This is a genomic window from Pseudomonas sp. NPDC087029 (assembly GCF_044745345.1).
Taxonomy (GTDB): Bacteria; Pseudomonadota; Gammaproteobacteria; order Pseudomonadales; family Pseudomonadaceae; genus Aquipseudomonas; species Aquipseudomonas faucium.
The window spans coordinates 31,657-57,685 of sequence record NZ_JBIVAB010000006.1; the positions used below are offsets into that span (position 1 = coordinate 31,657).

Sequence of the window (26,029 nt, forward strand, 5' to 3'; positions counted from 1 at the left end):
GATCCCCTTCCTACGGCATCATTGCAGAATTTGTCCGGCTGCCCCAAAGGACCGCCCATGAATCTGCCCCCACGCCAACAACAAATTCTCGAGCTGGTTCGCGAACGCGGCTATGTCAGCATCGAGGAAATGGCGCAGCTTTTCATCGTCACCCCGCAAACCATCCGCCGCGATATCAACCAGCTGGCCGAGCTCAACCTGCTACGCCGTTACCACGGCGGTGCGGCCTACGACTCGAGCATCGAGAACACCGCCTACGCCATGCGCGCCGACCAGATGCGCGATGAGAAGCAGCGCATCGCCGAAGCCGTGGCCCGGCAGATTCCCGACCATGCCTCGCTGTTCATCAACATCGGCACCACCACCGAGTCGATCGCCCGCGCCCTGCTCAACCACAACCACCTCAAGGTCATCACCAACAACCTGCACGTGGCCGCGATCCTGGCCGCCAAGGACGACTTCGAAGTCCTGGTCGCCGGCGGCACGGTGCGCCGCGACGGCGGCGTGGTCGGCCAGGCCAGCGTCGACTTCATCAGCCAGTTCAAGGTCGACTTCGCCCTGGTCGGCATCAGCGGCATCGATGAAGACGGCAGCCTGCTGGATTTCGACTACCAGGAAGTACGTGTTTCCCAGGCGATCATCGCCAACGCCCGGCAGGTGATCCTCGCCGCCGACTCCAGCAAGTTCGGGCGTAACGCCATGGTGCGCCTGGGCTCGATCAGCCTGGTCGACTGCCTGGTCACCGACCAGCCGCCCACCCCGGCGCTGGGCGAGCTGCTCAACCAGCACAAGATCCGCCTCGAGGTGGTGTGAGCCCATGGCGGGCCATTTCGCGGCCCGCCATTTTCGTTAATGTTCACTTTATTGTCATTTGATCAGTTTTTTCTATTAAGACTGACTGGCGACCGGCTTTCTCTTGCGCTAGTATTTTCGGAAACGAACATCAATGTTCATATTCGATGTGAACAGCCCCAGGAGGCCTTGCCCGTGTCCCAACCCGTTTCGTCCCAGCCCCCCCTCGCCGACTGCTATGACCTCGCCGTGATCGGCGGTGGCATCAATGGCGTGGGCATTGCTGCCGACGCCGCCGGGCGTGGCCTCAGCGTGTTTCTCTGTGAGAAGGACGACCTTGCGCAACACACCTCCTCGGCCAGCAGCAAGCTGATCCACGGTGGCCTGCGTTACCTGGAACACTACGAATTCCGCCTGGTGCGCGAGGCCCTGGCAGAGCGCGAAGTGCTGTTGGCCAAGGCGCCGCACATCGTCAAGCCGATGCGTTTCGTGCTGCCCCATCGCCCGCACCTGCGCCCGGCCTGGATGATCCGTGCCGGCCTGTTCCTGTACGACCACCTGGGCAAGCGCAAGCGCCTGGGCGCCTCGCGCAGCCTGCGCTTCGGCGCCGACTCGCCGCTCAAGCCTGCAATCAGCCGTGGCTTCGAATACGCCGACTGCGCGGTCGACGACGCCCGCCTGGTGGTGCTCAATGCCATGGCCGCCCGCGAGCACGGCGCGCATATCCACACCCGCACCCGTTGCCTGCGCGCCGAACGCACCGACGGCGTGTGGGAAGTCGAACTGCAGGCCGCCGACGGCAGCGTGCGCACGATCCGCGCCCGTGCCCTGGTCAACGCCGCCGGGCCTTGGGTCGCCAGCTTCATCAAGGACGACCTCAAGCTCGATGCGCCCTACGGCATCCGCCTGATCCAGGGCAGCCACCTGATCGTGCCGCGCCTGTACGAGGGCGAACATGCCTACATCCTGCAGAACGAAGATCAGCGCATCGTCTTCTGCATCCCTTACCTGGACCGCTTCACCCTGATCGGCACGACCGACCGCGAGTACAGCGGCGACCCGGCCAAGGTAGCGATTACCGAGCAGGAAACCGACTACCTGCTGAACATCGTCAATGCCCACTTCAACCGCCCGCTGAGCCGCGAAGACATCCTGCACACCTACTCCGGTGTACGGCCGCTGTGCAATGACGAATCGGACAACCCTTCGGCAGTCACCCGCGACTACACCCTGGCGCTGTCGGCCGAACAGGGCCAGGCACCGCTGCTGTCGGTGTTCGGTGGCAAGCTGACCACCTACCGCAAGCTGGCGGAATCGGCCATGGCCGAGCTCAAGCCCTTCTTCACCCAGATGCGTGGCAGCTGGACGGCCGAAGCGGCCCTGCCCGGTGGCGAACAGATGTCCAGCGTGCAGGCGCTGGTCGATGCCCTGATGGCACGTCACAACTGGCTGCCAGTGGATATCGCCAAGCGCTGGGCCTTGACCTACGGCACCCGCGCCTGGCAACTGCTCGATGGCGTACAGGGCCCGGAAGACCTGGGCCAGGCCATCGGTGGCGGGCTGTTCAGCCGCGAGGTGGACTACCTGCGCAGTGCCGAATGGGCAATCAGTGCCGACGATATTCTCTGGCGCCGGACCAAGCTCGGCCTGTTCACCACCGCCGCAGAGCAGCAGGCGCTGGTTACCTACCTCGCGCTTGCACAGCAGCAGCGCGCCGCCTGACCCACCCCTCCTCCTCCTCCACTGCAGCGGCCACGGCCGCTGCAGCTGTTTTTGCACCCTTGCCCCGCGGTAAAGGGCACGCGCCAACCACCCACCTTTCACCCAGCTGTGGTAGATAGATCACAACCCCCTTCGTTCGGCTTTCCGAACAAGTGGCCGCATTGCATTCGGCCAGCCGTACAAAAGGCCAGCCGAGCGCCTCGTACCAAAGGTGTAATACCTAGTATTTTCAATGCGTAAGGTTGAAAGTGGCAGCTTGGCACGACTCATGCTCTACACTTCAGACCCGAATGCACACCGCTTCATGCTGTATTCGTTGAACGAAAGAGTCCGCCAACGGCTCCATAAAAAAAACAAACACGTCGAGGAAAATTTGATGCGTATCGTTCGTCAATTGCTGGGCGCCGCCATCGCGGCTGCAGTCATCGCTTCGCCGGCCATGGCCGAGGAGCTGACCGGCACCCTGAAGAAGATCAAGGACTCGGGCACCATCACCCTGGGGCACCGCGACTCCTCCATTCCATTTTCCTACCTGGCCGGCAAGCCCGAGCCCGTGGGCTACTCGCATGACATCCAGCTGGCTGTCGTCGACGCCCTGAAGAAGCAACTGGGTACGGACATCAAGGTCCGTTACAACCTGGTCACCTCGCAAACCCGCATCCCGCTGGTGCAGAACGGCACCGTCGACCTGGAGTGCGGCTCCACCACCAACAACGTCGAGCGCCAGCAGCAGGTCGGCTTCTCGGTGGGCATCTTCGAAGTCGGTACGCGCCTGCTGACCAAGGTCAAGGACGGTCAGCCTTCCTACAAGGACTTCCCGGACCTGGCCGGCAAGAACGTGGTGACCACCGCCGGCACCACCTCCGAGCGCATCCTCAAGGCGATGAACGCCGACAAGCAGATGAAGATGAACGTGATTTCCGCCAAGGACCACGGTGAAGCCTTCAACATGCTCGAAAGCGGCCGCGCCGTGGCCTTCATGATGGACGACGCCCTGCTCGCCGGTGAAATGGCCAAGGCCCGCAACCCGAAAGACTGGGTCATCACCGGTACCCCACAGTCGTACGAAATCTACGGCTGCATGGTGCGCAAGGACGATGCGGCGTTCAAGAAAGCGGTCGACGACGCCATCGTGGCCTACTTCAAGTCGGGCGAAGTCAACAAGAGCTACGACAAGTGGTTCACTCAGCCAATCCCACCGAAGGGGCTGAACCTGAACTTCCAGATGAGCGACGAGCTGAAGAAACTGATCGCCGAGCCGACCGACAAGGCCGCGGACGAGAAGAAGTCCTGATCCTCAGATAGTGGCCTGGTGCTCAACGGCACGAATCAACTCTGCAGGCCACCCATTAGTGTCTAACCTTTCATCCGAGGGCGCCCTGCGCCCCCGGATGCTCGAAGGTGCCCGTGAAACAACCGTCTGAGGGGAAATCCCGATGAATTACAACTGGGACTGGGGCGTGTTCTTCAAGTCCACCGGCGTGGGCAGCGAAACCTATCTGGACTGGTACATCACCGGCCTGGGCTGGACCATCGCCATCTCCATCACCGCCTGGATCATTGCCCTGTTGCTGGGGTCGGTGCTCGGTGTCATGCGCACCGTGCCCAATCGCCTGGTATCAGGCATCGCCACCGCCTATGTGGAATTGTTCCGCAACGTGCCGCTGCTGGTGCAGCTGTTCGTCTGGTACTTCCTGGTACCAGATTTGCTGCCCGAAGGCCTGCAGGAATGGTTCAAGCAAGACCTCAACCCGACGACTTCGGCGTTGATCAGCGTGGTCATCTGCCTGGGCCTGTTCACCGCCGCACGTGTCTGCGAGCAGGTGCGCACCGGTATCCAGGCACTGCCCAAGGGCCAGGAGGCCGCCGCTCGCGCCATGGGCTTCAGCCTGCCGCAGATCTACAACAACGTGCTGCTGCCGCAGGCCTACCGGATCATCATCCCGCCGCTCACCTCCGAGTTTCTCAACGTGTTCAAGAACTCCTCGGTGGCGTCGCTGATCGGCCTGATGGAGCTGCTCGCGCAGACCAAGCAGACCGCCGAGTTTTCCGCCAACCTGTTCGAGGCATTCACCCTGGCCACGCTGATCTACTTCACCCTGAACATGGGCCTGATGCTGATCATGCGCATGGTCGAGAAGAAAGTCGCCGTGCCTGGCCTGATTTCCGTGGGAGGCAAGTAAATGGACATGGATTTCAGCCAGATCATCCCCGCCCTGCCCGCCCTCTGGGAAGGCATGGTCATGACCCTCAAGCTGATGGTCATGGGCATCGTCGGCGGTATCGCCCTGGGTACCATCCTGGCGTTGATGCGCCTGTCGTCGAGCAAGCTGCTGTCGCGCCTGGCCGGCGCCTACGTCAACTACTTCCGCTCGATCCCGCTGCTGCTGGTGATCACCTGGTTCTACCTGGCGGTACCCTTCGTGCTGCGCTGGATCACCGGCGAAGACACCCCGATCGGCGCCTTCACCTCGTGCGTCGTGGCCTTCATGATGTTCGAGGCCGCGTACTTCTGCGAAATCGTCCGTGCCGGCGTGCAGTCGATCTCCAAAGGCCAGATGGGCGCCGCGCAGGCGCTGGGCATGAACTACGCGCAGACCATGCGCCTGATCATCCTGCCCCAGGCCTTTCGCAAGATGACCCCGCTGCTGCTGCAGCAGAGCATCATCCTGTTCCAGGACACCTCGCTGGTGTACACCGTGGGCCTGGTGGACTTCCTCAACTCGGCACGTTCCAACGGCGACATCATCGGGCGCTCCCATGAGTTCCTGATCTTCGCCGGGGTCGTCTACTTCCTCATCAGCTTCTCCGCTTCGTGGCTGGTCAAGCGCCTGCAAAAAAGGATCACCGTATGATTTCCATCAAGAACGTCAACAAGTGGTACGGCGACTTCCAGGTACTGACCGACTGCAGCACCGAGGTCAAGAAAGGTGAAGTGGTGGTGGTCTGCGGCCCGTCCGGCTCGGGCAAGTCCACCCTGATCAAGTGCGTCAACGCGCTGGAGCCGTTCCAGAAGGGCGACATCGTGGTCGATGGCACCTCGATCGCCGACCCCAAGACCAACCTGCCGAAGCTACGCTCGCGGGTGGGCATGGTGTTCCAGCATTTCGAGCTGTTCCCGCACCTGACCATCACCGAGAACCTGACCATTGCCCAGCGCAAGGTCCTGGGCCGCAGCGAGGCGGAAGCCAGCAAGAAGGGCCTGGCCCTGCTCGACCGTGTCGGCTTGAGCGCCCACGCCAAGAAGCACCCCGGCCAGCTCTCCGGCGGCCAGCAGCAGCGCGTGGCGATCGCCCGCGCGCTGGCCATGGACCCGATCGTCATGCTGTTCGACGAACCCACCTCGGCGCTGGACCCGGAAATGGTCAGCGAGGTGCTCGACGTGATGGTGCAGCTGGCCCACGAAGGCATGACCATGATGTGCGTGACCCACGAGATGGGCTTTGCCCGCAAGGTTGCCAACCGGGTCATCTTCATGGACAAGGGCAGCATCATCGAAGACTGCACCAAGGAAGAGTTCTTCGGCGACCAGAGCGCCCGCGACCAACGCACCCAGCACTTCCTCAGCAAGATCCTGCAACACTAAGTCGGCCACAGTTTCCGCTGCCCCTGGCTACCGGGGGCAGCGGATGCTGGCCGTGACAAGGCCACTGTGATGAAATGCGACCCCTCGCTTCTTCGCCCTGCCAAGCCCGCCGTGAAATCCCGCCTGATCCGTCAATTGCTGCTGCCGCCCCTGGTCCTCCTGCTGATGGTCGGCCTGGGCCTGGCCGGTTTCCTGATCAGCGAAAGCAACGGCATCCGCACCCTCAGCGAAAACGGTGAACGCCAGCTGGAGCTGCACGCGCGCACGGTGGAAAGCGAAATCAGCAAGTACACCTACCTGCCAAGCCTGCTGGAGCTCGAAGACAGCGTCTCGCTGCTGCTCACCGACCCCGACGGCGCCAACCGGCAAACCGTCAACGAATACCTCGAAGGCCTCAACCGCCGCAGCCGCAGCCGGGCGATCTTCGTGCTCGACACCAACGGCCGGGTTCAGGCCAGCAGCAACTGGCGCGATGCCGACTCGTTCCTCGGCGAAGACTTGTCGTTCCGCGCCTACTTCCAGAACGCCGTGCGCGGCGAGCCGGGGCGTTTCTACGGCATCGGCAGCACCACCGGCGAAGCGGGCTACTACCTGGCCCACGGCCTGGAAGAGCACGGCAAGATCATCGGCGTGGCGGTTATCAAGGTGCGCCTGGACACCCTGGAAGAGCGCTGGCAGCGGGCGCGCCTGGAAGCCTTCGTCAGCGACGAGAACGGCATCATCATCCTCTCCAGCGACCCCGCCCGGCGGCTCAAGTCGGTGCGCCCGCTGACGCCGCAGATCAAGGAGCGCCTGGCGCGCAGCCTGCAGTACTACTGGTGGCCGCTCAACGAGCTGCAACCGCTGGCCCGCGAAACCCTGGCCGATGGCGTGGAAAAACTCACCTTCCCGGCCAACAGCGAAACCGCCCAGGGCAAGCCCCACGAAGTGGCCTACCTGGCACAGACCCGGCGCCTGGTCGACACCCCCTGGCACTTCACCCTGCTCACCCCGCTGCAGGACCTGCGCCGCGAATCGATGGTGCAAGGCATCCTGGTGGCCGTGGCATTCGCCTTGCTGGCGATCCTCGGCATCGCCTGGAACGAGCGGCGCAAGGTGATTGCCACGCGCCTGGCCGCCCGTGAAGCGCTGGAGGAAGCCAACAGCCAGCTGGAGCGGCGCATCGCCGACCGCACCGCCGACCTGCGCGCCAGCAATGAACGGCTCAAGGGCCAGATCCGCGAACGCCGGCATGCCGAACAGACCCTGCGCCACGCCCAGGACGAGCTGGTGCAGGCCGGCAAGCTGGCGGCCATCGGCCAGATGTCCACCAGCATCGCCCACGAACTCAACCAGCCGCTGGCGGCGCTGCGCACCTTGTCCGGCAACACCGTGCGCTTCCTCGAACGCGGCGCGCTGGAAACCGCCAGCACCAACCTGCGCACCATGAACGACCTGATCGACCGCATGGGCCGCATCACCGCCAGCCTGCGCTCCTTCGCCCGGCGCGGCGACGACCGCGGCCAGGCTTCGCTGGCCAAGGCGGTGGAGGCCACGCTGCAGGTACTGGGCAACCGCATCAGCGCCTGCCACTTGCAGTTGCACAGCCAGTTCGACGACCATCAACTGGCCATCGACCAGACGCGCCTGGAGCAGATCCTGGTCAACCTGATCGGCAACGCCCTCGACGCCATGGCCACGCAGCCGCTGCCTGAGCTGTGGCTCGAAGGCGAGCTGCAAGGCGACAAGTACCGCCTGCGGGTACGCGACAATGGCCACGGCATCGACGCCGAAGCGCGCAAGCACCTGTTCGAACCTTTCTTCACCACCAAACCCGGCGAACACGGCCTGGGCCTGGGCCTGACCTTGTCGGCGAGCCTCGCCGCCGCCGCCAAGGGCAGCCTGAACGTCGAGCACCCCGCCAGTGGCGGGACCGCCTTCGTCCTTGCCCTGCCCCTGGTCACGCCCCCTAGCGAAACGGCAGAGCAACCATGAACCCAGCGCCTCTTACCGTCCTGATTGTCGAAGACGACCCGCATGTGCTGCTCGGCTGCCAGCAAGCCCTGGCCCTGGAAGACATCGCCTGCGAAGGCGTGGGCAGCGCCGAACAGGCCCTGGAACGCATCGGTGATGACTTCGCCGGCATCGTCGTCAGCGACATCCGCCTGCCAGGCATCGATGGCCTGGAACTGCTCAACCGCCTCAAGGCGCGTGACCGCAGCCTGCCCGTGGTACTGATTACCGGCCACGGCGATATCGACATGGCCGTGGGCGCCATGCGCAACGGCGCCTACGACTTCATGGAAAAACCGTTCTCGCCCGAGCGCCTGGTCGAGGTGGTCAGGCGCGCCCTGGAGCAACGTGGGCTGTCACGCGAGGTGTTCGCCCTGCGCCGCCAGCTGGCCGAGCAGAACAGCCTCGAAGGGCGCATCATCGGCCACTCGCCGGCCATGGAGCACCTGCGCGAGCTGATCGCCAACGTGGCCGACACCTCCGCCAACGTTCTGATCGAAGGCGAAACCGGCACCGGCAAGGAGCTGGTTGCCCGTTGCCTGCACGACTTCAGCCGGCGCCAGGGCCAGCCCTTCGTGGCGCTGAACTGCGGCGGCCTGCCAGAGAACCTGTTCGAGAGCGAAATCTTCGGCCACGAGGCCAACGCCTTCACCGGCGCCGGCAAGCGGCGCATCGGCAAGATCGAGCATGCCAATGGCGGCACGCTGTTTCTCGATGAGGTCGAGAGCATGCCGATCAACCTGCAGATCAAGCTGCTGCGCGTGTTGCAGGAACGTACATTGGAGCGCCTGGGCTCGAACCAGAGCATCGCGGTGGATTGCCGGGTGATCGCTGCAACCAAGGCCGACCTGGCCACCCTCGGCCAGAGCGGCCAGTTCCGCAGCGACCTGTACTACCGGCTGAACGTGGTCACCCTGGAATTGCCGCCGCTGCGCGAGCGCCGCGAAGACATCCGCCAATTGTTCGAGCACTTCCTCCAGCAGTCGGCGCTGCGTTTCGACCGCGAGCTGCCGCCGCTCGACAGCCAGACCCTGTCACGGCTGATGTCCCACGACTGGCCGGGTAACGTGCGCGAGCTGCGCAACGTTGCCGAGCGTTTCGCCCTGGGCTTGCCGGCCTTCAAGAAGGGGCCCAGTGGCGGCGCCAGCCAGGGGCTGGGTTTTGCCGAGGCGGTGGAGGCGTTCGAACGCAACCTGCTCAGCGACGCGCTGCAGCGCACCGGCGGCAACCTCAGCCAGGCCAGCCAGGAGCTGGGCATGGCCAAGACCACGCTGTTCGACAAGGTGAAGAAGTACGGGCTCGGCTGAGATCCGGCAAGGAACTTGTGGGAGCCGGCTTGCCGGCTCCCACAGGCGCTTTGCTACAGGCCGGCGATATGCGTCACGTCCTGGCGGTGTGACTGCAGGTAGGGCAATACCGCCCCGAGCAACGGCGCCTTGAACGGCTCCTGGAAGCGATGCGCCAGCCCCGGGATCAACTTCAGCTGGCTCCCCTGGATATGCGCCGCCAGGTGCACCCCATGCATCACCGGCAACAGCGGGTCGGCCGTGCCGTGCACCACCAGGGTCGGCACGCGCAGTTTGTTGAGCAGCTCGACCCGGCTGGGCTCGGCCAGGATCGCCATGATCTGGCGCTTGGCGCCGTCGGGGTTGAACGCCCGGTCATAGGCCACCGCCGCCTGCTGCAACAACACCGCCCGATCGTCACGCACCTGCGGGCTGCCCAATGCCGCCAGCAAGTCGGCCTGCTGTTCGATGGCAACCTCCCGATTCGGCGCGCTGCGCCGGGCCAGCAACTGCACCAGGGCAGGGGCCGGCGCCGGCAGGCCTGCCGCGCCCGAGCTGGACATCACCAGCGTCAGGCTACGCACCCGCTGCGGCGCCATCGCCGCCAGGTGCTGGGCGATCATCCCGCCCATGCTCACACCCAGCACATGAAATTGGCGGATGCCCAGCGAGTCCATCAGGTGCAGGCCATCGCCGGCCATGTCGGTCAGCGTGTAGGGCGCGGCAACCGGCAGGCCCAGCTTGTAGCGCAGCAGCTCGACCGTCAGGTTGGCACTGGGCGGCAGCTGGTTCCAGCGCGACAGGCCGACATCGCGGTTGTCATAGCGAATGACCCGAAAACCCTGCAGGCACAACGCCTCGACCACGTCGTCGGGCCAGTGGATGAGCTGCCCGCCAAGGCCCATGACCAGCAGCAACGCAGGGTCGCGCGGCGCGCCCACGCTCTGGTACACCAGGCTCAGCTCGCCCAGCTCGGCCCGTTGCACCGGCACATGTGGGTCACAGCGCTGCTCGGCGAAGCTCGCCGGCACGCTGACAAGGAAGAAGAAAAACAGCAGAAAAGCCCGCATGAAAGAAACACCAGAATGCAGATCCCCAGTAGAGCGCGAGTCTGATGACTTTCATTCAAGCGCGCTGCCACAGTTCGGTGACAGTTTGATGAACGCTGCCGAGCGGTTGGGCGAAGGTCCAGTCGACAGCCGGGGGCAACATGAGAGAAACTCAACTAATTCCCTGTTTCCTCAAATTTTCCTCTCGGAGTCAGCTGTGCTGGAGATCCGCCACCTGAAAACCCTTCATGCCCTGCGCGAGGCTGACAGCCTGGTGGAGGCCGCCGAACGCCTGCACCTGACGCAATCGGCGCTGTCGCACCAGTTCAAGGAGCTCGAAGAGCGCCTGGGGTTGCCGTTGTTCGTGCGCAAGACCAAGCCCATCCGCTTCACCAGCGCCGGCCTGCGCCTGCTGCAACTGGCCGATGCCACCCTGCCGCTGCTGCGCGGCGCCGAGCGCGACATCGCCCGCCTGGCCGGTGGCACGGCCGGGCGCCTGCACATGGCCATCGAATGCCACAGCTGCTTCCAGTGGCTGATGCCGACCATCGACCAGTTCCGCGACGCCTGGCCGGAAGTGGAGCTGGACCTGGCCTCGGGCTTCGCCTTCGCCCCACTGCCGGCCCTGGCCCGGGGCGACCTCGACCTGGTGGTGACGTCCGACCCGCTCGACCTTGCCGGCATCACCTACGTGCCGCTGTTCACCTACGAAGCCATGCTGGCGGTGGCCAACCAGCACCCGCTGGCGAGCAAACCCTACATGGTGCCCCAGGACCTGATCGACCAGACGCTGATCACCTACCCGGTGGAGCGCGACCGCCTGGACATCTTCACCCGCTTCCTGGAGCCGGCCGACATCGAACCTGCGGCCGTGCGCACCTCGGAGCTGACGGTGATGATGATGCAGCTGGTGGCCAGCGGCCGCGGCGTTTGCGGCATGCCCCACTGGGCCCTGCACGAATACAGCTCGCGCGGCTACGTGAAGGGCAAGCGCCTGGGCGAGAAAGGCCTGTTCGCCACGCTCTATGCGGCCGTGCGCACCGACATGCTCGATGCACCGTACATGCGCGACTTCCTGCTGACCGCCAAGGACACCTCGTTCGCCACCCTCGATGGGGTCAGCGCGGTACGCTGAGCGCCTGGCGATACAGCGGCAGGATCAGGTCGCGGGTCAGCGGCGCCAGTTGCAGCGCGGGCAGTTGATCAGCGGCCAGCCACACCACTTCTTCGATTTCCGCCGCCGGGACCACCTGCTCGGCGCAGTCGACCCTGAACAACTGCGCCTGCACTTCGAAGCCCGGCTCGTTGGCCGCAGGGGCACTGAACTGGCCCAGCGGGATGGCCTGCGCCGGGTCGATGCGCAGTCCCAGCTCTTCGTGCAGTTCGCGCACCAGGGCTTGCACCGGCGTTTCCCCCGCGTCGATCTTGCCGCCTGGCTGCATGAAGGCCTGGGTGCCGCGCTTGCGCACCAGCAGGGTGCGGCCCTGGGGGTCGATGAGCAGGGCGGCGGCGATGCGAATGACGTTGGGCATGGGCTAGGCTCCCGGGCAAAGGCACGGAGGATCCCATGGCCCCCCTTGGCTGACAAGGACAGTGCGGCCTGCCCCGCGAAAGGGCCAGAACAGACGAACGGCCCCTTGCCAAGCCACCGCGCACCCTCCATAACCAACACATGAACCTGCCCGCCCATCAGCACCCGGTGCTGGAGCTTTTCCACCCTGCCGTCGGCACCTGGTTCCGTCGCCATTTCGCCACGGTCACCGACGCCCAAGCGCGTGCCTGGCCGTTGATCCATGCCGGTCAATCGATGCTGCTGGCCGCCCCCACCGGCTCGGGCAAGACCCTCAGCGCCTTCCTTGCCGTACTCGACGAACTGTTCCGCCAGGGCCTGGAGCATGGCGGCGAGCTGCCAGCGCAAACCCAGGTCATCTACGTATCGCCACTCAAAGCGCTGTCCAACGACATCCGCCTGAACCTGCAGGCCCCGCTCGAAGGCATCAGCCAGGGCCTCGCGGAGCAGGGCCTGAAGGCGCCACGCATCACCACCGCCGTGCGCACCGGCGATACGCCGCAGAAGGAGCGTGCGGCCATGCGCAAACTGGCGCCGCATATCCTGGTGACCACCCCCGAATCGCTGTACGTGCTGATGGGCTCGGCCTCCGGGCGCGCGGGGCTGGCCGGCGTGCACACGGTGATCGTCGACGAGATCCACGCCCTGGCCGGCAACAAGCGCGGCGCCCACCTGGCGCTGACGCTGGAACGCCTGCAAGCCCTGTGCGGGCGGCCGCTGCGGCGTATTGGCCTGTCTGCCACCCAGCGCCCGGTAGAACGGGTGGCGCAGTTTCTGGTCGGCCACCGGCGCCCTTGCGCGATCGTCGACATCGGCCACGCCCGCCAGCGCGACCTGGCCATCGAGGTGCCGCCGGTGCCGCTGGGCGCGGTGCTGGCCACCGATGTCTGGGGCCTGGTCTACGACCGCCTGGCCGCCCTGGCCCGGCAACATCGCACCACGCTGGTGTTCGTCAACACCCGGCGCCTGGCCGAGCGCCTGACCCGCCACCTCAGCGACCGCCTGGGCAAGCAAGCGGTGGCGGCGCACCACGGCAGCCTGGCCAAGGAGCTGCGCCTGGATGCCGAGCAACGCCTGAAGAACGGGCAATTGCAGGTGCTGGTCGCCACCGCTTCGCTGGAGCTTGGCATCGACATCGGCGATGTCGACCTGGTCTGCCAAATTGCCTCGCCGGGCTCGATCGCCGCCTTCCTGCAGCGTGTCGGGCGCTCCGGGCACCAGGTCGATGGCGTGCCCAAGGGGCGCTTGTTCGCCACTTCGCGCGACGACCTGATCGAATGCGTGGCCCTGCTCGACTGCGTTCGCCAGGGCGAGCTCGATGAACTGCACATCCCCAAGGCGCCGCTGGACGTGCTGGCGCAACAGATCGTCGCCGAAGCCAGCAACCAGCCCTGGCAGGAGCAGGCGCTGTTCGACTGCCTGCGCCAGGCAACGCCCTATGCCGAACTCGACGTGAACCATTACCAGGCGCTGCTGCGCATGCTCGCCGAAGGCTACAACGGCCGCCTCGGCGTGCGCAGCGCCTACCTGCACCGCGATGCGGTCAGCGGCACATTGCGCGGGCGCCGGGGCAGCCAGCTGACCGCGCTGACCAGCGGCGGCACCATCCCCGAGACCGCCGACTACAGCGTGCTGCTCGAACCCCAGGCATTGAACATCGGCAGCGTCAACGAAGACTTCGCGGTGGAGAGCATTGCCGGTGACATCTTCCAGCTGGGCAATGCCTCCTACCGTATTTTGCGGGTCGAGCCCGGCCGGGTGCGGGTCGAAGATGCCCAGGGCCTGCCGCCGACCATACCGTTCTGGCTCGGCGAGGCGCCGGGGCGCAGTGACGAATTGTCGGCCGCGGTGGCCCGCCTGCAGGCGCGCATCGACGAGCAGCTGGGGCGCTGCAACGGTGATCTCGCTGAGGTATTGCAGTGGCTGCAAAGTACCTTCGCGCTGGACGAAGCCTGTGCCAGCCAGTTGCTCGACTACCTGGGCCGCACCCGGGAAGCCTTGGGCGCCCTGCCCTCGCAGCAAACCCTGGTGATGGAACGTTTTTTCGACGAGGCCGGCGGCACCCAGCTGATCATCCATTCGCCCTATGGCAGCCGCATCAACCGGGCCTGGGGCCTGGCATTGCGCAAGCGCTTCTGCCGCACGTTCAATTTCGAGCTGCAGGCGGCGGCCAGCGAAGACGCCATCGTGCTGTCGCTGTCCACCAGCCACAGCTTCGCGCTCGACGAAGTCTGGCGTTACCTGCCCAGCCGCAATGCCGAGCAGGTGCTCATCCAGGCCCTGCTCGACGCCCCGCTGTTCGGTGTGCGCTGGCGCTGGAACGCCGCCGTGGCCATGGCCCTGCCGCGTTATGTCGGCGGGCGCAAGGTAGCCCCGCAAATCCAGCGCATGAAGAGCGAAGACCTGATCGCCGCCGTGTTTCCCGACCAGATCGCCTGCCTGGAGAACATCGCCGGCGAACGGCAGATTCCCGACCACCCGCTGGTCGAGCAGACCCTCGACGACTGCCTGCACGAGGCCATGGACAGCGAAGGCTGGCTGGCCCTGCTCAGGCGCATGGAGCGCGGCGAGATACAGCTGCTGTGCCGCGACCTGCCCGCGCCCTCGCCGTTGGCCTCGGCCATCCTCAATGCCCGGCCCTATGCCTTCCTCGACGATGCCCCGCTGGAGGAACGGCGCACCCAGGCGGTGCTCAACCGGCGCTGGAACCCGGTACAGAGCAGCGACGACCTGGGCGCGCTGGACGCCGATGCCATCGCTGCCGTCGAAGCCGAGGCATGGCCTCAACCGCGCAACGCCGACGAGATGCACGAAACCTTGATGAGCCTTGGCGCCATCAGCCAGCAAGAGGTGCACGCCAACCCCAGCTGGGACTTGCAGTTGCGCCAGCTGGCCAAGGCCGGGCGCGCCTTGCAGATGCCGGCCCAACAACTTTGGCTGGCGCGCGAGCGCCTCAACCTGCTGCAGGCGCTGTACCCGCAAGCAACCCTGACCCCTGCGCTTGGCGTGTTGCCGGGGTTCGACCAGGCCATCGACCCGGACAGCGCCCTCAGCGAGCTGCTGCGCGCCCGCCTGAGCGGCCACGGGCCCTTGACCCTGGCGCAGATCGCCAGCCCGCTGGGCAAACCGGATGCAGCTGTCGAGCAGGCCCTGGCGCGGCTGGAGGCCGAAGGCTATGTCCTGCGCGGCCACTTCAGCCCCGGCCAGCCCGCGCTGCAGTGGTGCGAACGCCACCTGCTGGCGCGTATCCACCGCTACACGGTCAAGCGCCTGCGCCGGGAGATCGAACCGGTCAGCCTGCAGGACTTCATGCGCTTTCTGTTCGACTGGCAGCACCTGGCGCCAGGCGAGCGCTTGCGTGGCCCGCTGGCCGTGGCCGAGGTGCTGGGCCAGCTGCAGGGCTTCCCCAGCGCTGCCGGGGCATGGGAGGCGGAGCTGCTGCCAGCGCGGATCGAGGACTACAGCCCGCACTGGCTCGACGATGCCTGCCGCAGCGGGCAGTTCGCCTGGAGCCGCCTGGCAGCGACCGCGGCCAGCAGTACCTTGGCCAGCACGCCGCTGGTGCTGCTGCCGCGCGAGCACCTGGGCACCTGGCGCAGCCTGGCCCCGGCGGTTGCCGTGGATGCCCTGGGCCTGCGCGCGCAACGGGTGCACGAGGTGCTGCAAACCCAAGGGGCGTTGTTTTTCGATGAACTGGCGCACGATGCCCACTTGCTGCCCAGCGAGCTGGAAACCGCGCTGCAAGCGCTGGTGGGCGCCGGGCTGGTGGGTGCCGACAGCTTCATCGGCCTGCGCAGCCTGATCACCCCGGCGGCCAAGCGCACCGTGCGCCACAGCCGGCGTGGCCACCCGCCGCTGTCCAGCAGCATGGCCCATGCAGGGCGCTGGGCCTTGCTGCGCCAGGGCAGCGCCGATGACAGCGAACGCCTGGAGCATATCGCCCGCGCCCTGCTGCGCCGGTATGGGGTGATGTGCTGGCGGCTGCTGGAGCGCGAGAGCGATGTCTTGCCGCCCTGGCGCGAGCTGTTGCGCTGCTATCACCGCCTGGAGGCACGTGGCGAGATCCGTGGCGGGCGTTTCATTGCCGGGCTGGCGGGCGAGCAGTTCGCCTTGCCCGAAGCGGTCGGCCTGCTCCGCCAGGTACGCCGACAGGCGCTGGACGGGGCGCTGGTCGTGGTCAGCGCCAGCGACCCGTTGAACCTGGTGGGCTCGCTGCTACCTGGGGCGAAAGTGCCGGCCGTGAGCGGCAACCGCCTGCTGTACCGCGATGGCGTGCCGGTGGCGGTGCGCATTGCCGGGCGCTACGGCTACCTGGTCGAAACATCGGTGGCTGAACAGCAAGGCTGGCGGCAGAAACTCTTGCGCGAATGATTTTCGATACCCCAATTTTCATTTCCAGCACCGCGCAACCGGGCTATGGTCGGGGTTTGTTCCAGGCCCTGAGCCTGACCGAGCCATCGTAAGGACCCCGTATGAGCCTGTCACTTCTCAGTCGCTACGCCTTTTTCGCCGCTTGTGTACTGTTCACCCTGGCGAGCCTGCCGTTGCTCCACCACGAATGGCTGTGGCCATTCACCCTGGCCACCGCGCTGCTCAGCCTGATCGGCCTGTTCGACCTGCTGCAGCAACGCCACGCGGTGCGCCGCAACTACCCGATCCTGGGGAACATCCGCTACCTGGTCGAAGCCATCCGCCCGGAAATCCGCCAGTACCTGCTGGAATCCGACAGCGATGCCCTGCCCTTCTCCCGCGCCCAGCGCTCGCTGGTGTATTCCCGGGCCAAGAACGAGGCGTCGGACAAGCCCTTCGGTACCCTGATCGACGTGTACGAATCGGGCTTCGAGTTCATCGGCCACTCCATGCGCCCGGCGCCGCTGGCCGACCCTGCGAGCTTTCGCATCATCATCGGCGGCCCGCAGTGCAGCCAGCCGTACTCGGCTTCGATCTTCAACATCTCCGCCATGAGCTTCGGCTCGCTCAGCGCCAACGCCATCCGCGCGCTGAACCAGGGCGCCAAGCTGGGCAACTTCCACCACGACACCGGCGAAGGCAGCATCAGCCCCTACCACCGTGAACATGGCGGCGACCTGGTCTGGGAGCTGGGCAGCGGCTACTTCGGTTGCCGCACCGCAGACGGGCGCTTCGACCCCGAACGCTTCGCCGCCCAGGCGCGCACCCCGCAGGTGCGGATGATCGAAATCAAGATGAGCCAGGGCGCCAAGCCCGGCCATGGCGGCATCCTGCCCAAGCACAAGGTGACCCAGGAAATTGCCGACACCCGCGGCGTGCTGATGGGCGAGGACTGCATCTCGCCGTCACGCCACAGCGCCTTCTCCACGCCCATCGAGATGATGCAGTTCATCGCCCAGTTGCGTGAGCTGTCCGGCGGCAAGCCGGTGGGCTTCAAGTTCTGCCTCGGCCACCCGTGGGAGTTCATGGGCATCGCCAAGGCCATGCTGGAAACCGGCATCCTGCCCGACTTCATCGTCGTCGACGGCAAGGAAGGCGGTACCGGCGCCGCGCCGGTGGAGTTCACCGACCACATTGGCGTGCCGCTGCGCGAGGGCCTGCTGTTCGTGCACAACACCCTGGTGGGCCTGAACCTGCGCGACAAGATCAAGCTCGGCGCCAGCGGCAAGATCGTCAGCGCCTTCGATATCGCCAGCGTGCTGGCCATCGGCGCCGACTGGGCCAACTCCGCGCGTGGCTTCATGTTCGCCATCGGCTGCATCCAGTCGCAAAGCTGCCACACCAACAAGTGCCCGACCGGCGTGGCCACCCAGGACCCGCTGCGCCAGCGGGCGCTGGTGGTGCCGGACAAGGCCCAGCGGGTGCTGAACTTCCACCACAACACCCTGCGCGCGCTGGCCGAGATGCTGGCCGCAGCGGGCCTGGAACACCCGGCGCAACTGGAGGCCAAGCACCTGGTGCGGCGTGTGTCGGCCACCGAGATCAAGCTGTTCTCGCAGATGCATGTGTTCCTCAAGCCGGGTGAGTTGCTCACCGGCGAAGTGGATGGGCAGTTCTATTCGCGCATGTGGCAGATGGCCCGGGCGGACAGCTTCGAGCCGCAAGCGGCCTGACGGTCGATCAGGGTTGGCGAGCGGCTTGCTCAGGCACTGTGAACAGCAGCGCCTTGATCGGGCCCTCGGCCAGCTCGCCGGTTTTCATCCAGCCGCCGACGGGCACGATCGGCGTGTACACCGACGAGGGGTCGGTGATCAGCCAGAGCCGCTTGTAGTGTTTGGCAAGATCCTCGGGGTTTGCCACGTACAGCACATCCGACCGCTCATAGAACAAGGTCAAGGTCCCATAGGTGGTGGGCGACGTGCCGCTGGTATCGGGCCGGATGTAGGTGAAGAGAAAGGCCGGCTGCCCGGTAGCGTTGTAGTACTGGATCGACAGGTAGGTTCTCTTGCGATCGCCCAGCAGCGCATCCCCCGGCCGCCACTGCGCATTGACCTGCGCCATGATCGTGGCCAGGTCGCCGCCTGGCTTGGCCTTGTAATCGTAGAAACCCGCCAGCCCCGCCACTTCCATGAGCAGACAGCCCATCACCGCCAACAGCAGGGTTCGCCTTGGCGATACATCTGCAGCGATGGCGACCACCAGCGGCAACGCCAGAAGCGCAAACAGCAGGTACCGGTTGATGTACATCGGCATGGCATAGGACACCAGCCACACCACCAGCACCGGGATGAAGCAGTAGCCCAGCAGCAGCACGCTGGGCTGGCCTGGCTTGGAAACCCGCAGCAGCACCCGCAGTGATGCCAATAGCAGGAACATCGTGAACAGCACGGCAAGCACGCCTGGGGCGCTGCCGTTGAGGGTGAAGGCCTTCCAGAATGTCGACGGCATGCTCATGGCAGAGGGCGGAAAGCGCTCGATCCAGCCAACCAGCTCGCGATGGTCGAGCTGGCGATACAACACGGGCAACCAGGGCAGATAGGCAATCGCGATGGCCGCATTTCCCAGCCACCAGGGCCGAGAAAGCGTCAGCACCTTGCCTTGCGCATCCCTCGTCAGCAGCAGATAGACCCAGTTGGCCAATGCCCCCAGCACGGCAAAGTAGTGGGTGTAGAGGGCCGCGACCATCAACAGGCAGTAGGCGGCCAGATAGGCTTTTTTCTGCCGGCTGACCCACAGCCACAGCATGTACACGGCGGTCAGCAGCAGCAGGCCCAGCAACGCATACATCCGCGCTTCCTGGCTGAAACGTATGCCCATCGGAAAGAACGCCATCAATACCCCCGCCATGACTGCGGCGCGCCAGGACGCCAGTTGGCGTGCCAGCAGCATGCCCACGCCTACGGTCGCGATGCCCGCGCAAACGCTCAGGCTTCGTACCGCCAGGGCGTCACTGCCGAACCCTTGCATCCAGTAATGCAGGGTCAGGTAATAGAGCGGTGGATGAACGTCCCTGGCGGTATGAAAGAGGATCTGCGCAGGCTCCAAGCGGCTGAGCAACACACTGAATGCTTCATCCAGCCAGATGCCCGGTATCGACACCTGGTGCAAGCGCAACGCAGCACTGGCGAGCAGGATGGCCAGCACCACACCGGCTCTGGACCAGCGCCCCTGCCATCGCCGCGAGCCGCTCACCGTTGCTCCTTGAACACGCCCCGGCCAGGCCGCGCGGCCTTGCGCCCTGCCAGGCCCTTCACGACGTAACGCGGGCGGTGCTTGGACTCCAGGTAGATACGGCCGATGTATTCGCCCAGCACGCCGATCCCGATCAGCTGCACCCCACCGAGAAACAACATGGCCGTCATCAGCGAGGGGTACCCCGGCACGGGGTTACCGAAGATGAACTTGTCTGCAACCAGCACTGCCGCATAGGCAAACGCTGCGAAGGCTATGCTGCCGCCCAGGTAAGTCCAGAGCCGCAGCGGCACCGTGCTGAACGAGGTAATGCCATCGAGTGCCAGGTTCCACAGTTTCCAGGCATTGAAACGGCTGCCACCCTGCGCCCGCGAAGCGCGCTGGTACTCCACCACCGTGGTGCTGAACCCTGCCCAGGACAGCATGCCTTTCATGAACAACTGCTGCTCCGGCATCGACTTGATCACCTCCACGACCTTGCGGTCGAGCAGGCGAAAGTCGCCGACGTTTTTCTCGATGCGTATCTGCGAGATGCGGTTGAGCAGGAAGTAGAACGCGGCGGCGCTCAGGCGCTTCGGGTAACCCTCGCTGGAACGGTCTCGGCGCTTGGCCAGCACCACATCGAAACCGGCGCGCCACTGTTCGATGAGCAAGGGGATGACATCCACCGGGTCCTGCAGGTCGACATCGATCGGAATGACCGCGTCGCCCCCAGCCATTTCCAGGCCGGCGAACAGCGCCGCTTCCTTGCCGAAGTTGCGCGACAGATCGACCAGCATGACGTCCGGGTCGCCCGCGATCAGTTGGCGGATCTGCAGTTCGGTGCCGTCCTCGCTGCCATCGTTGACGAAAATCAGCTCGATGCGCGCCGTACAGCCACGCATCGCCTGGCGAACCGCGTCATAGAACGGCCGGATCGCCAGCGCCTCATTGAACACCGGCACGATCAGCGAAATATCCATTTGCGCCGTACCGTGAAGAGCCACCGCCAAAGCAGGAAGCCAAGCAGCAGACTGATGGCCGAGTACAGCAGGACGGTGGCCGCCGGATGCCACCCCTGCTCATCTGCAAGCGCCCCCAGGGCCCCGCTGAAGCTGCCCATGCACACAACGAACGACAAGTAGCGCGCAAGCGACAGGGGCACCCTGAAGGTGTACCGGGAGTTGGCCACAAAGGAGAACGACAGCGCCACGAAGAAGGCCGTCAGGTTGCTGGTTGCCTGGTCGGTGCCGGCGATCAGCTGCATTGCAGTGAACGCTGCAACGTGGATGGCGCTATTGAAGACGCCGACGATCAGGTATTTGAGGAACGCGGGTGCACTGCGCTGCATGGTCGGTCACGCCTTCCTTGCCTGCCCTGAACGCCACGTTAGGCGATAGGTGCAAGGTGTTCTACTGACAAAAATGCCAGTAGACGGCTACAGCGACCGAAGATATCTGCCTGCAAAAGGGCCGCCCGAAGGCGGCCCCCAAGCCTGTCAGGCAGCTGGGCTGACCACGCCCTGCGCCTGCTTGGGCGCCAGGCGGAAGGTGTAGTACAACGCCGTCAGCAGCACCAGGAACGCCGGGCCGATGTACAGCGCCACGCGGGTGTCCTCGAAGTAGGCCATCAGGCCCACCACCAGCACCAGGAACGCCAGGGCCAGGTAAGAGCTCAGCGGCCACAGCCACATGCGGTATTTCAGGGCCTTGCGCTCGGCGCTCGACAGCCCCGCGCGGAATTTCAGCTGGGCCAGCAGGATCATCACCCAGGTCCAGATCGCGCCGAAGGTGGCGATCGACGTTACCCAGACGAATACCTTCTCCGGCACCAGGTAGTTGGCCAGCACGCCTAGCAGCAAGGCTGCGATCGACAGCAGCAGCGCATTGCGCGGCACGCCGCTTTTCGAGGTGCGGGCGAACGCCGCCGGGGCCTGGCCGTTCTGCGCCAGGCTGTAGAGCATGCGCCCGGTGCTGAAGATGCCGCCGTTGCACGACGACAGCGCCGCGGTGATGACCACGAAGTTGATGATGCCGGCGGCGGTCTTGATGCCCAGGCGCTCGAAGGTCATGACGAACGGGCTGCCCTGGCTGCCGATTTCGTTCCACGGGTAGATCGACAGGATCACGAACAACGCGCCCACATAGAACAGCAGGATGCGCCAGAACACCGAGCCGATGGCCTGCGGAATGGTTTTTTGCGGGTTGCGTGCTTCGCCGGCGGTCAGGCCGATCATTTCCACGCCCAGGTAGGCGAACATCACCATCTGCAGCGACATCAGCACACCGGTCACGCCATTGGGCATGAAGCCGCCGTTGCTCCACAGGTTGGAAATACCCACTGCCACGCCATCATTGCCGAAGCCGAAGGCAATGATGCCGATGCCGCCCAGCACCATGGCAATGATGGTGACGATCTTGATCAGGGCGAACCAGAACTCGAACTCACCGAACGCCTTGACCGCGATCAGGTTGACCGCGCCCATGCTGCCCAGCGCCATCAAGGCCCAGATCCAGCGGGGCACGTCAGGGAACCAGATGCCCATGTAGATGGCCACCGCGGTGATTTCCGCAACACAGGTCACCAGCCACAGGAACCAGTAGTTCCAGCCGGTGAGAAAGCCCGCGAGTGGGCCAAGGTAGTCCTGCGCATAGCTGCTGAACGAACCGGCGACCGGGTTGTGCACGGCCATTTCGCCGAGCGCACGCATGATCACCAGGATCGCCAGGCCGCCAATGATGTAGGAAAGCATGATGGCAGGCCCGGCCATTTCAATGGCTTTGGCCGAACCGAGGAAGAGACCGACACCGATACAGGCGCCCAGCGCCATCAGACGGATGTGCCGTTCGCCCAGTTCACGCTTGAGAGGGCCGCCCTGGGCGGTCTCTGCATGGGCAGGGTGGTTGCCGACTGGCATAGCAATACAACCTCATTTTGTTATTGGATTTGACCTTCGTGCAGCCGCAACCTGCCGATAGGCATGGTGTTGGCTCGCCAGGCTGGCCTTGTGGGCCGGCCCGTGTGCCGGAATAGAGCGCCCGGCAGGGCGAAGGGGCCGAGCAGTATAGGAAGCCCGACGTAGGGCTTTTCACTGTAAATATTCAGAAATTTGGCGAGAAGTCGGGGGATTAAGGCTTACCCCCCCACGCCATGCAGCCACCCTAGCAATATCGCCGTCGGAAGAAACCAACACCAAAGCCGCATATCCCACATCAGTTTTCTACTCTTCCTACAATTTTTTCACCGCCTGCTGTCACCGTCTAAGCTTCAGGCAAGTAACGAGAAATAACCTGGCCGGATTGAAGACTATGGGCGCACTGTGGCAATCGGAACCAACCAGAACGGAAGCACCCGAACCACCTCTGGCCGAGACGCCACCGCCGAAGCCCACTCGCAAGCGTCGGCTGTGGTGGCGGCTGATTGTGTTGATCCTGCTGGTGGCGATCGTGGCCATCGGCTTTGCCGCCTATGATGAATTTCGCACCTCCGAGCTGCAGTCGCGCGAATTCAGCAAGCTGGCCACCACCCTCACCTACTCGCTGCAGCCTGGCCCCAGCGACGCCATCGTCTACCCCGGTGACGGGCCGTTCGACAAGCGCCTGGGCTACAGCGCGCTGGGCGAATTCCTGCCACGCCTGCTCAAGCGCGACTACCTGATCAGCGAACAGGTGAAGTTCTCCCCGGCCCTGATGAACTACGTCGACCACGGCCTGTTCGCCCCCTACATCGAGAAAATCCAGGCGGGCCTGGCGATCACCGACTGCCGTGGCGACACCCTCTACCAGTACAACTATCCCCAGCACCTGTACCCCAGTTTCGCGGCCATCCCGCCGGTGATGGTCAACAGTCTGCTGTTCATCGAAAACCGCGACCTGCTCGACCCGCAAGACCCGAAGAACAACCCGGCCGTGGACTGGCCGCGCTTTGCCAAGGCCGCCTACAGCCAGATCGCCAAGTACCTGGCCCTGCCAGGCCAGTCGGCCGGTGGCAGTACCCTGGCGACCCAGCTGGAAAAGTACCGCCACTCGCCCGACGGCCTGACCGTGTCTGGCGCAGAGAAGATCCGCCAGATGATTTCCGCCAGCGTGCGCGCCTACCAGGGCGGCACCGACACCACCGAAGCCCGCCAGCGCATCGTGCGTGACTACCTCAACAGCGTGCCGCTGTCAGCGGTACCCGGGCATGGCGAGGTGCATGGCATGGCCGAAGGCCTGCGGGTGTGGTACGGCGCCGATTTCGACCAGGTCAACCAGGCCCTCACCTCCACCGCCACCGACCCCGACAGCATGGCCGCGCGCGGCCTGGCCCTGCGCCAGGTGCTGTCGCTGATGATCGCCCAGCGGCGCCCCTCGCATTACCTGTCCAAAGGCCGCGTGGAGCTGGCCGACCTTACCGATTCGCACATCCGCGTGCTGGCCGCCAGCAATGTCATCGACCGCCCCCTGGCCGACGCGGCGCTGGCCAGCAAGGCGGTGTACCGCGACTGGGTGGCGCAACCGACCATCGTGCCGATCATCACCAACAAGGGCATCAGCCTGGCGCGCAACCGCCTGGCCGCCATGCTCAACCGCCCGCTGTACGACCTCGACCGCCTCGACGTGTCGGCCACCAGCACCTTGCAGGCCGACCTGCAGATGCAGGCCAGCCAATACCTGAAAAACCTCTCCGACCCGGTGTTCGCCGCGCAGATGGGCCTGATCGGCGAGCGCCTGCTGACCGCCAAGACCACCGACCAGGTGCGCTACAGCTTCACCCTGTTCGAACGCACCGCCGATGGCTCGCGGGTGCGGGTGCAGACCGACAGCACCGACCAGCCCTTCGACATCAACGAAGGCAGCAAGCTGGAGCTGGGCTCCACCGCCAAGCTGCGGGTGCTCACCACCTACCTGGAAATCATCGCCGAGCTGCACGACAAGTACGCCGGCAAACCCGCCGCCGAGCTCAAGAAAGTGGAAGTCGCCGAGCTTGACCGCATCACCCAGTGGTCGCTGGAGTGGCTGGCGCAGAACAGCAAGAACCAGAGCCTGGATGCCATGCTCGACGCCGCCCTTGAGCGCAAGTATTCGGCCAACACCGGCGAGGCGTTCTTCACCGGCGGCGGCATGCACGTGTTCAACAACTTCCGCAAGGAAGACAACAACCGCAACCCGACCCTCAAGGAAGCCCTGCGCGAGTCGATCAACCTGCCGTTCATTCGCCTGATGCGCGACCTGGTGCGCTACGTGACCTACCAGCAGCCGTTCAACCGGGTGCCGCTGCTCAAGGACGATTCCGACCCGCGCCGCCAGGAATACCTGGCGCGCTTCGCCGACAAGGAAGGCACCAACTACCTGATGCGCTTCTGGAAGAAGTACCAGCGCAAGACCTCGCAGCAACGCCTGGACACCTTCATCGACAGCATGCGCGTGACCCCGCAGCGCCTGGCGGCGGTGCACCGCTACCTGTTCCCCGAAGCCGGCCAGGAAACCTTCAACGCCTTCGTCCGCGCCCACAGCAAGGACGACAAGATTGCCCTGGGCAAGCTCACCGACGGCCGCCTGGCGGAGATGTACGAAGCCTACGGCCCCGGCAAGTACGACCTGCCCGACCAGGGCTACATCGCCAAGGTGCACCCGCTGGACCTGTGGCTGCTCGGCTACCTGCTGAAGAACCCGAGCGCGACCCTGACCGAAATGGTCAATGCCAGCCGTTTCGAGCGCCAGGAGGTGTATGGCTGGCTGTTCAAGAGCCGCTACCCGGGCGCCCGTGACAGCCGCATCCGCACCATGGTCGAGATCGAGGCCTTCACCGACATCCACCAGCGCTGGAAGCGCGTGGGCTACCCCTTCGACCACCTGGTGCCGTCGCTGGCGACCGCCATCGGCAGCTCGGGCGACCGCCCGGCGGCCTTGTCGGAACTGGTCGGGATCATCCAGAACGACGGCATCCGCCTGCCGACCCTGCGCATCGACACCCTGCACTTCGCCGCCAACACGCCCTACGAAACCAAGCTGGTCAGCGACCCCGACCGCGGCCAGCGGATCCTGCCGGTGGAAGTGGCCCGCGCGCTCAAGGGCGCGATGTCGCAAGTGGTCGATGCCGGTACCGCGCGGCGCATCTCCGGCAGCTTCAAGCTGCATGACGGCACGCCGCTGGTGATGGGCGGCAAGACCGGCACCGGCGACAACCGCATCGAGAGCTTCGGCGCGGGCGGGCGGCTGATCGGCTCGCGCTCGCTGAACCGCACCGCCACCTTCGTGTTCTTCCTCGGCGACAACCACTTCGGCACCCTGACCGCGTTCGTGCCGGGGCGCTCGGCCGAGGCGTTCAAGTTCACCTCGGCGCTGCCCGTGCAAGTGCTCAAGGGCATGGCGCCGATCCTCATGCCCTACCTGGAGCCGGGCAACCCCAACGAATGCAAGGCGCCGCAAGTGGCCATGCACGAAAAGGACTCATCGAATATTTAGATGAT

General features: G+C 65.2%; 18 protein-coding genes. 12 read left to right on the forward strand and 6 right to left on the reverse strand.

Annotated elements, in window-relative coordinates; translation table 11 throughout:
• The first annotated feature begins 57 nt into the window (after positions 1 to 57).
• From glpR to ACIPG5_RS12340, 8 genes are all read left to right on the forward strand, one after another.
• Positions 58 to 813, forward strand: a complete 756-nt coding sequence (gene glpR / locus ACIPG5_RS12305; RefSeq protein WP_176511055.1) for a DNA-binding transcriptional repressor GlpR — start codon at positions 58 to 60, stop codon at positions 811 to 813.
• A gap of 174 nt (positions 814 to 987) precedes the next feature.
• Positions 988 to 2,514: a glycerol-3-phosphate dehydrogenase gene (glpD, locus tag ACIPG5_RS12310; protein ID WP_401375263.1), complete on the forward strand. Its 1,527-nt coding sequence runs from the start codon at positions 988 to 990 to the stop codon at positions 2,512 to 2,514.
• A 376-nt stretch (positions 2,515 to 2,890) separates the two neighbouring features.
• The gene (locus ACIPG5_RS12315; RefSeq protein WP_176511053.1) at positions 2,891 to 3,808 is read left to right on the forward strand and encodes a glutamate/aspartate ABC transporter substrate-binding protein; all 918 of its coding nucleotides are present in this window, start codon (positions 2,891 to 2,893) and stop codon (positions 3,806 to 3,808) included.
• A gap of 142 nt (positions 3,809 to 3,950) precedes the next feature.
• Positions 3,951 to 4,697, forward strand: a complete 747-nt coding sequence (locus ACIPG5_RS12320; protein ID WP_176511052.1) for an amino acid ABC transporter permease — start codon at positions 3,951 to 3,953, stop codon at positions 4,695 to 4,697.
• Positions 4,698 to 5,369, forward strand: a complete 672-nt coding sequence (locus ACIPG5_RS12325; RefSeq protein ID WP_176511051.1) for an amino acid ABC transporter permease — start codon at positions 4,698 to 4,700, stop codon at positions 5,367 to 5,369.
• Entirely contained in the window at positions 5,366 to 6,100 is a 735-nt protein-coding gene (locus tag ACIPG5_RS12330) for an amino acid ABC transporter ATP-binding protein (RefSeq protein WP_176511050.1), read from the forward strand. The genes ACIPG5_RS12325 and ACIPG5_RS12330 overlap by 4 nt, the downstream gene beginning before the upstream one ends.
• Before the next feature lie 69 nt (positions 6,101 to 6,169).
• Positions 6,170 to 8,074: an ATP-binding protein gene (locus ACIPG5_RS12335; protein WP_401375268.1), complete on the forward strand. Its 1,905-nt coding sequence runs from the start codon at positions 6,170 to 6,172 to the stop codon at positions 8,072 to 8,074.
• Positions 8,071 to 9,399, forward strand: a complete 1,329-nt coding sequence (locus tag ACIPG5_RS12340) for a sigma-54-dependent transcriptional regulator (RefSeq protein ID WP_401375271.1) — start codon at positions 8,071 to 8,073, stop codon at positions 9,397 to 9,399. The genes ACIPG5_RS12335 and ACIPG5_RS12340 overlap by 4 nt, the downstream gene beginning before the upstream one ends.
• A 53-nt stretch (positions 9,400 to 9,452) precedes the next feature.
• On the opposite strand, the gene ACIPG5_RS12345 is transcribed toward ACIPG5_RS12340, so the two are convergent.
• Positions 9,453 to 10,448, reverse strand: a complete 996-nt coding sequence (locus tag ACIPG5_RS12345; protein WP_236235150.1) for an alpha/beta fold hydrolase — start codon at positions 10,446 to 10,448, stop codon at positions 9,453 to 9,455.
• A 196-nt stretch (positions 10,449 to 10,644) separates the two neighbouring features.
• Between ACIPG5_RS12345 and metR the strand changes: the two genes are divergently transcribed.
• Positions 10,645 to 11,562, forward strand: coding sequence for a transcriptional regulator MetR (metR, locus tag ACIPG5_RS12350; RefSeq protein ID WP_176511046.1), 918 nt, complete (start codon positions 10,645 to 10,647; stop codon positions 11,560 to 11,562).
• Here the strand turns inward: metR and ACIPG5_RS12355 are convergent.
• Positions 11,546 to 11,959 carry an NUDIX domain-containing protein gene (locus ACIPG5_RS12355; RefSeq protein WP_401375275.1) on the reverse strand — a complete coding sequence of 138 codons (414 nt, stop codon included), beginning with the start codon at positions 11,957 to 11,959 and terminating at the stop codon, positions 11,546 to 11,548. The two genes, metR and ACIPG5_RS12355, sit on opposite strands and share 17 nt — an antisense overlap.
• A gap of 140 nt (positions 11,960 to 12,099) precedes the next feature.
• Between ACIPG5_RS12355 and ACIPG5_RS12360 the strand changes: the two genes are divergently transcribed.
• Positions 12,100 to 16,368, forward strand: coding sequence for a DEAD/DEAH box helicase (locus ACIPG5_RS12360; protein ID WP_401375277.1), 4,269 nt, complete (start codon positions 12,100 to 12,102; stop codon positions 16,366 to 16,368).
• Between the two features lie 101 nt (positions 16,369 to 16,469).
• Positions 16,470 to 18,080: an FMN-binding glutamate synthase family protein gene (locus ACIPG5_RS12365; RefSeq protein ID WP_401375279.1), complete on the forward strand. Its 1,611-nt coding sequence runs from the start codon at positions 16,470 to 16,472 to the stop codon at positions 18,078 to 18,080.
• A 7-nt stretch (positions 18,081 to 18,087) separates the two neighbouring features.
• Here ACIPG5_RS12365 and ACIPG5_RS12370 read toward each other — a convergent pair whose 3' ends face one another.
• From ACIPG5_RS12370 to ACIPG5_RS12385, 4 genes are all read right to left on the reverse strand, one after another.
• Complete coding sequence (locus tag ACIPG5_RS12370; protein WP_401375282.1) at positions 18,088 to 19,599, reverse strand: glycosyltransferase family 39 protein; 1,512 nt, start codon at positions 19,597 to 19,599, stop codon at positions 18,088 to 18,090.
• Entirely contained in the window at positions 19,596 to 20,561 is a 966-nt protein-coding gene (locus tag ACIPG5_RS12375) for a glycosyltransferase family 2 protein (RefSeq protein WP_401375285.1), read from the reverse strand. The genes ACIPG5_RS12370 and ACIPG5_RS12375 overlap by 4 nt, the downstream gene beginning before the upstream one ends.
• Positions 20,546 to 20,929: a GtrA family protein gene (locus ACIPG5_RS12380; RefSeq protein ID WP_401375287.1), complete on the reverse strand. Its 384-nt coding sequence runs from the start codon at positions 20,927 to 20,929 to the stop codon at positions 20,546 to 20,548. Before ACIPG5_RS12380 ends, ACIPG5_RS12375 begins: the two co-directional genes overlap by 16 nt.
• Before the next feature lie 147 nt (positions 20,930 to 21,076).
• Entirely contained in the window at positions 21,077 to 22,495 is a 1,419-nt protein-coding gene (locus ACIPG5_RS12385; RefSeq protein WP_176511039.1) for an amino acid permease, read from the reverse strand.
• Between the two features lie 391 nt (positions 22,496 to 22,886).
• On the opposite strand from ACIPG5_RS12385, the gene ACIPG5_RS12390 reads away from it, so the two are divergent.
• Positions 22,887 to 26,024, forward strand: coding sequence for a transglycosylase domain-containing protein (locus ACIPG5_RS12390; RefSeq protein WP_176511038.1), 3,138 nt, complete (start codon positions 22,887 to 22,889; stop codon positions 26,022 to 26,024).
• Positions 26,025 to 26,029 lie beyond the last annotated feature (5 nt).

What these genes read in the sequence shown, in the direction of transcription:
- glpR (WP_176511055.1), top strand. Translation starts at nt 58, where the DNA reads ATGAATCTGCCCCCACGCCAACAACAAATTCTCGAGCTGGTTCGCGAA.
- ACIPG5_RS12315 (WP_176511053.1), top strand. Translation starts at nt 2,891, where the DNA reads ATGCGTATCGTTCGTCAATTGCTGGGCGCCGCCATCGCGGCTGCAGTC.
- ACIPG5_RS12320 (WP_176511052.1), top strand. Translation starts at nt 3,951, where the DNA reads ATGAATTACAACTGGGACTGGGGCGTGTTCTTCAAGTCCACCGGCGTG.
- ACIPG5_RS12325 (WP_176511051.1), top strand. Translation starts at nt 4,698, where the DNA reads ATGGACATGGATTTCAGCCAGATCATCCCCGCCCTGCCCGCCCTCTGG.
- ACIPG5_RS12330 (WP_176511050.1), top strand. Translation starts at nt 5,366, where the DNA reads ATGATTTCCATCAAGAACGTCAACAAGTGGTACGGCGACTTCCAGGTA.
- ACIPG5_RS12335 (WP_401375268.1), top strand. Translation starts at nt 6,170, where the DNA reads ATGAAATGCGACCCCTCGCTTCTTCGCCCTGCCAAGCCCGCCGTGAAA.
- ACIPG5_RS12340 (WP_401375271.1), top strand. Translation starts at nt 8,071, where the DNA reads ATGAACCCAGCGCCTCTTACCGTCCTGATTGTCGAAGACGACCCGCAT.
- ACIPG5_RS12345 (WP_236235150.1), bottom strand. Translation starts at nt 10,448, where the DNA reads ATGCGGGCTTTTCTGCTGTTTTTCTTCTTCCTTGTCAGCGTGCCGGCG.
- ACIPG5_RS12355 (WP_401375275.1), bottom strand. Translation starts at nt 11,959, where the DNA reads ATGCCCAACGTCATTCGCATCGCCGCCGCCCTGCTCATCGACCCCCAG.
- ACIPG5_RS12360 (WP_401375277.1), top strand. Translation starts at nt 12,100, where the DNA reads ATGAACCTGCCCGCCCATCAGCACCCGGTGCTGGAGCTTTTCCACCCT.
- ACIPG5_RS12365 (WP_401375279.1), top strand. Translation starts at nt 16,470, where the DNA reads ATGAGCCTGTCACTTCTCAGTCGCTACGCCTTTTTCGCCGCTTGTGTA.
- ACIPG5_RS12375 (WP_401375285.1), bottom strand. Translation starts at nt 20,561, where the DNA reads ATGGATATTTCGCTGATCGTGCCGGTGTTCAATGAGGCGCTGGCGATC.
- ACIPG5_RS12380 (WP_401375287.1), bottom strand. Translation starts at nt 20,929, where the DNA reads ATGCAGCGCAGTGCACCCGCGTTCCTCAAATACCTGATCGTCGGCGTC.
- ACIPG5_RS12385 (WP_176511039.1), bottom strand. Translation starts at nt 22,495, where the DNA reads ATGCCAGTCGGCAACCACCCTGCCCATGCAGAGACCGCCCAGGGCGGC.
- ACIPG5_RS12390 (WP_176511038.1), top strand. Translation starts at nt 22,887, where the DNA reads ATGGGCGCACTGTGGCAATCGGAACCAACCAGAACGGAAGCACCCGAA.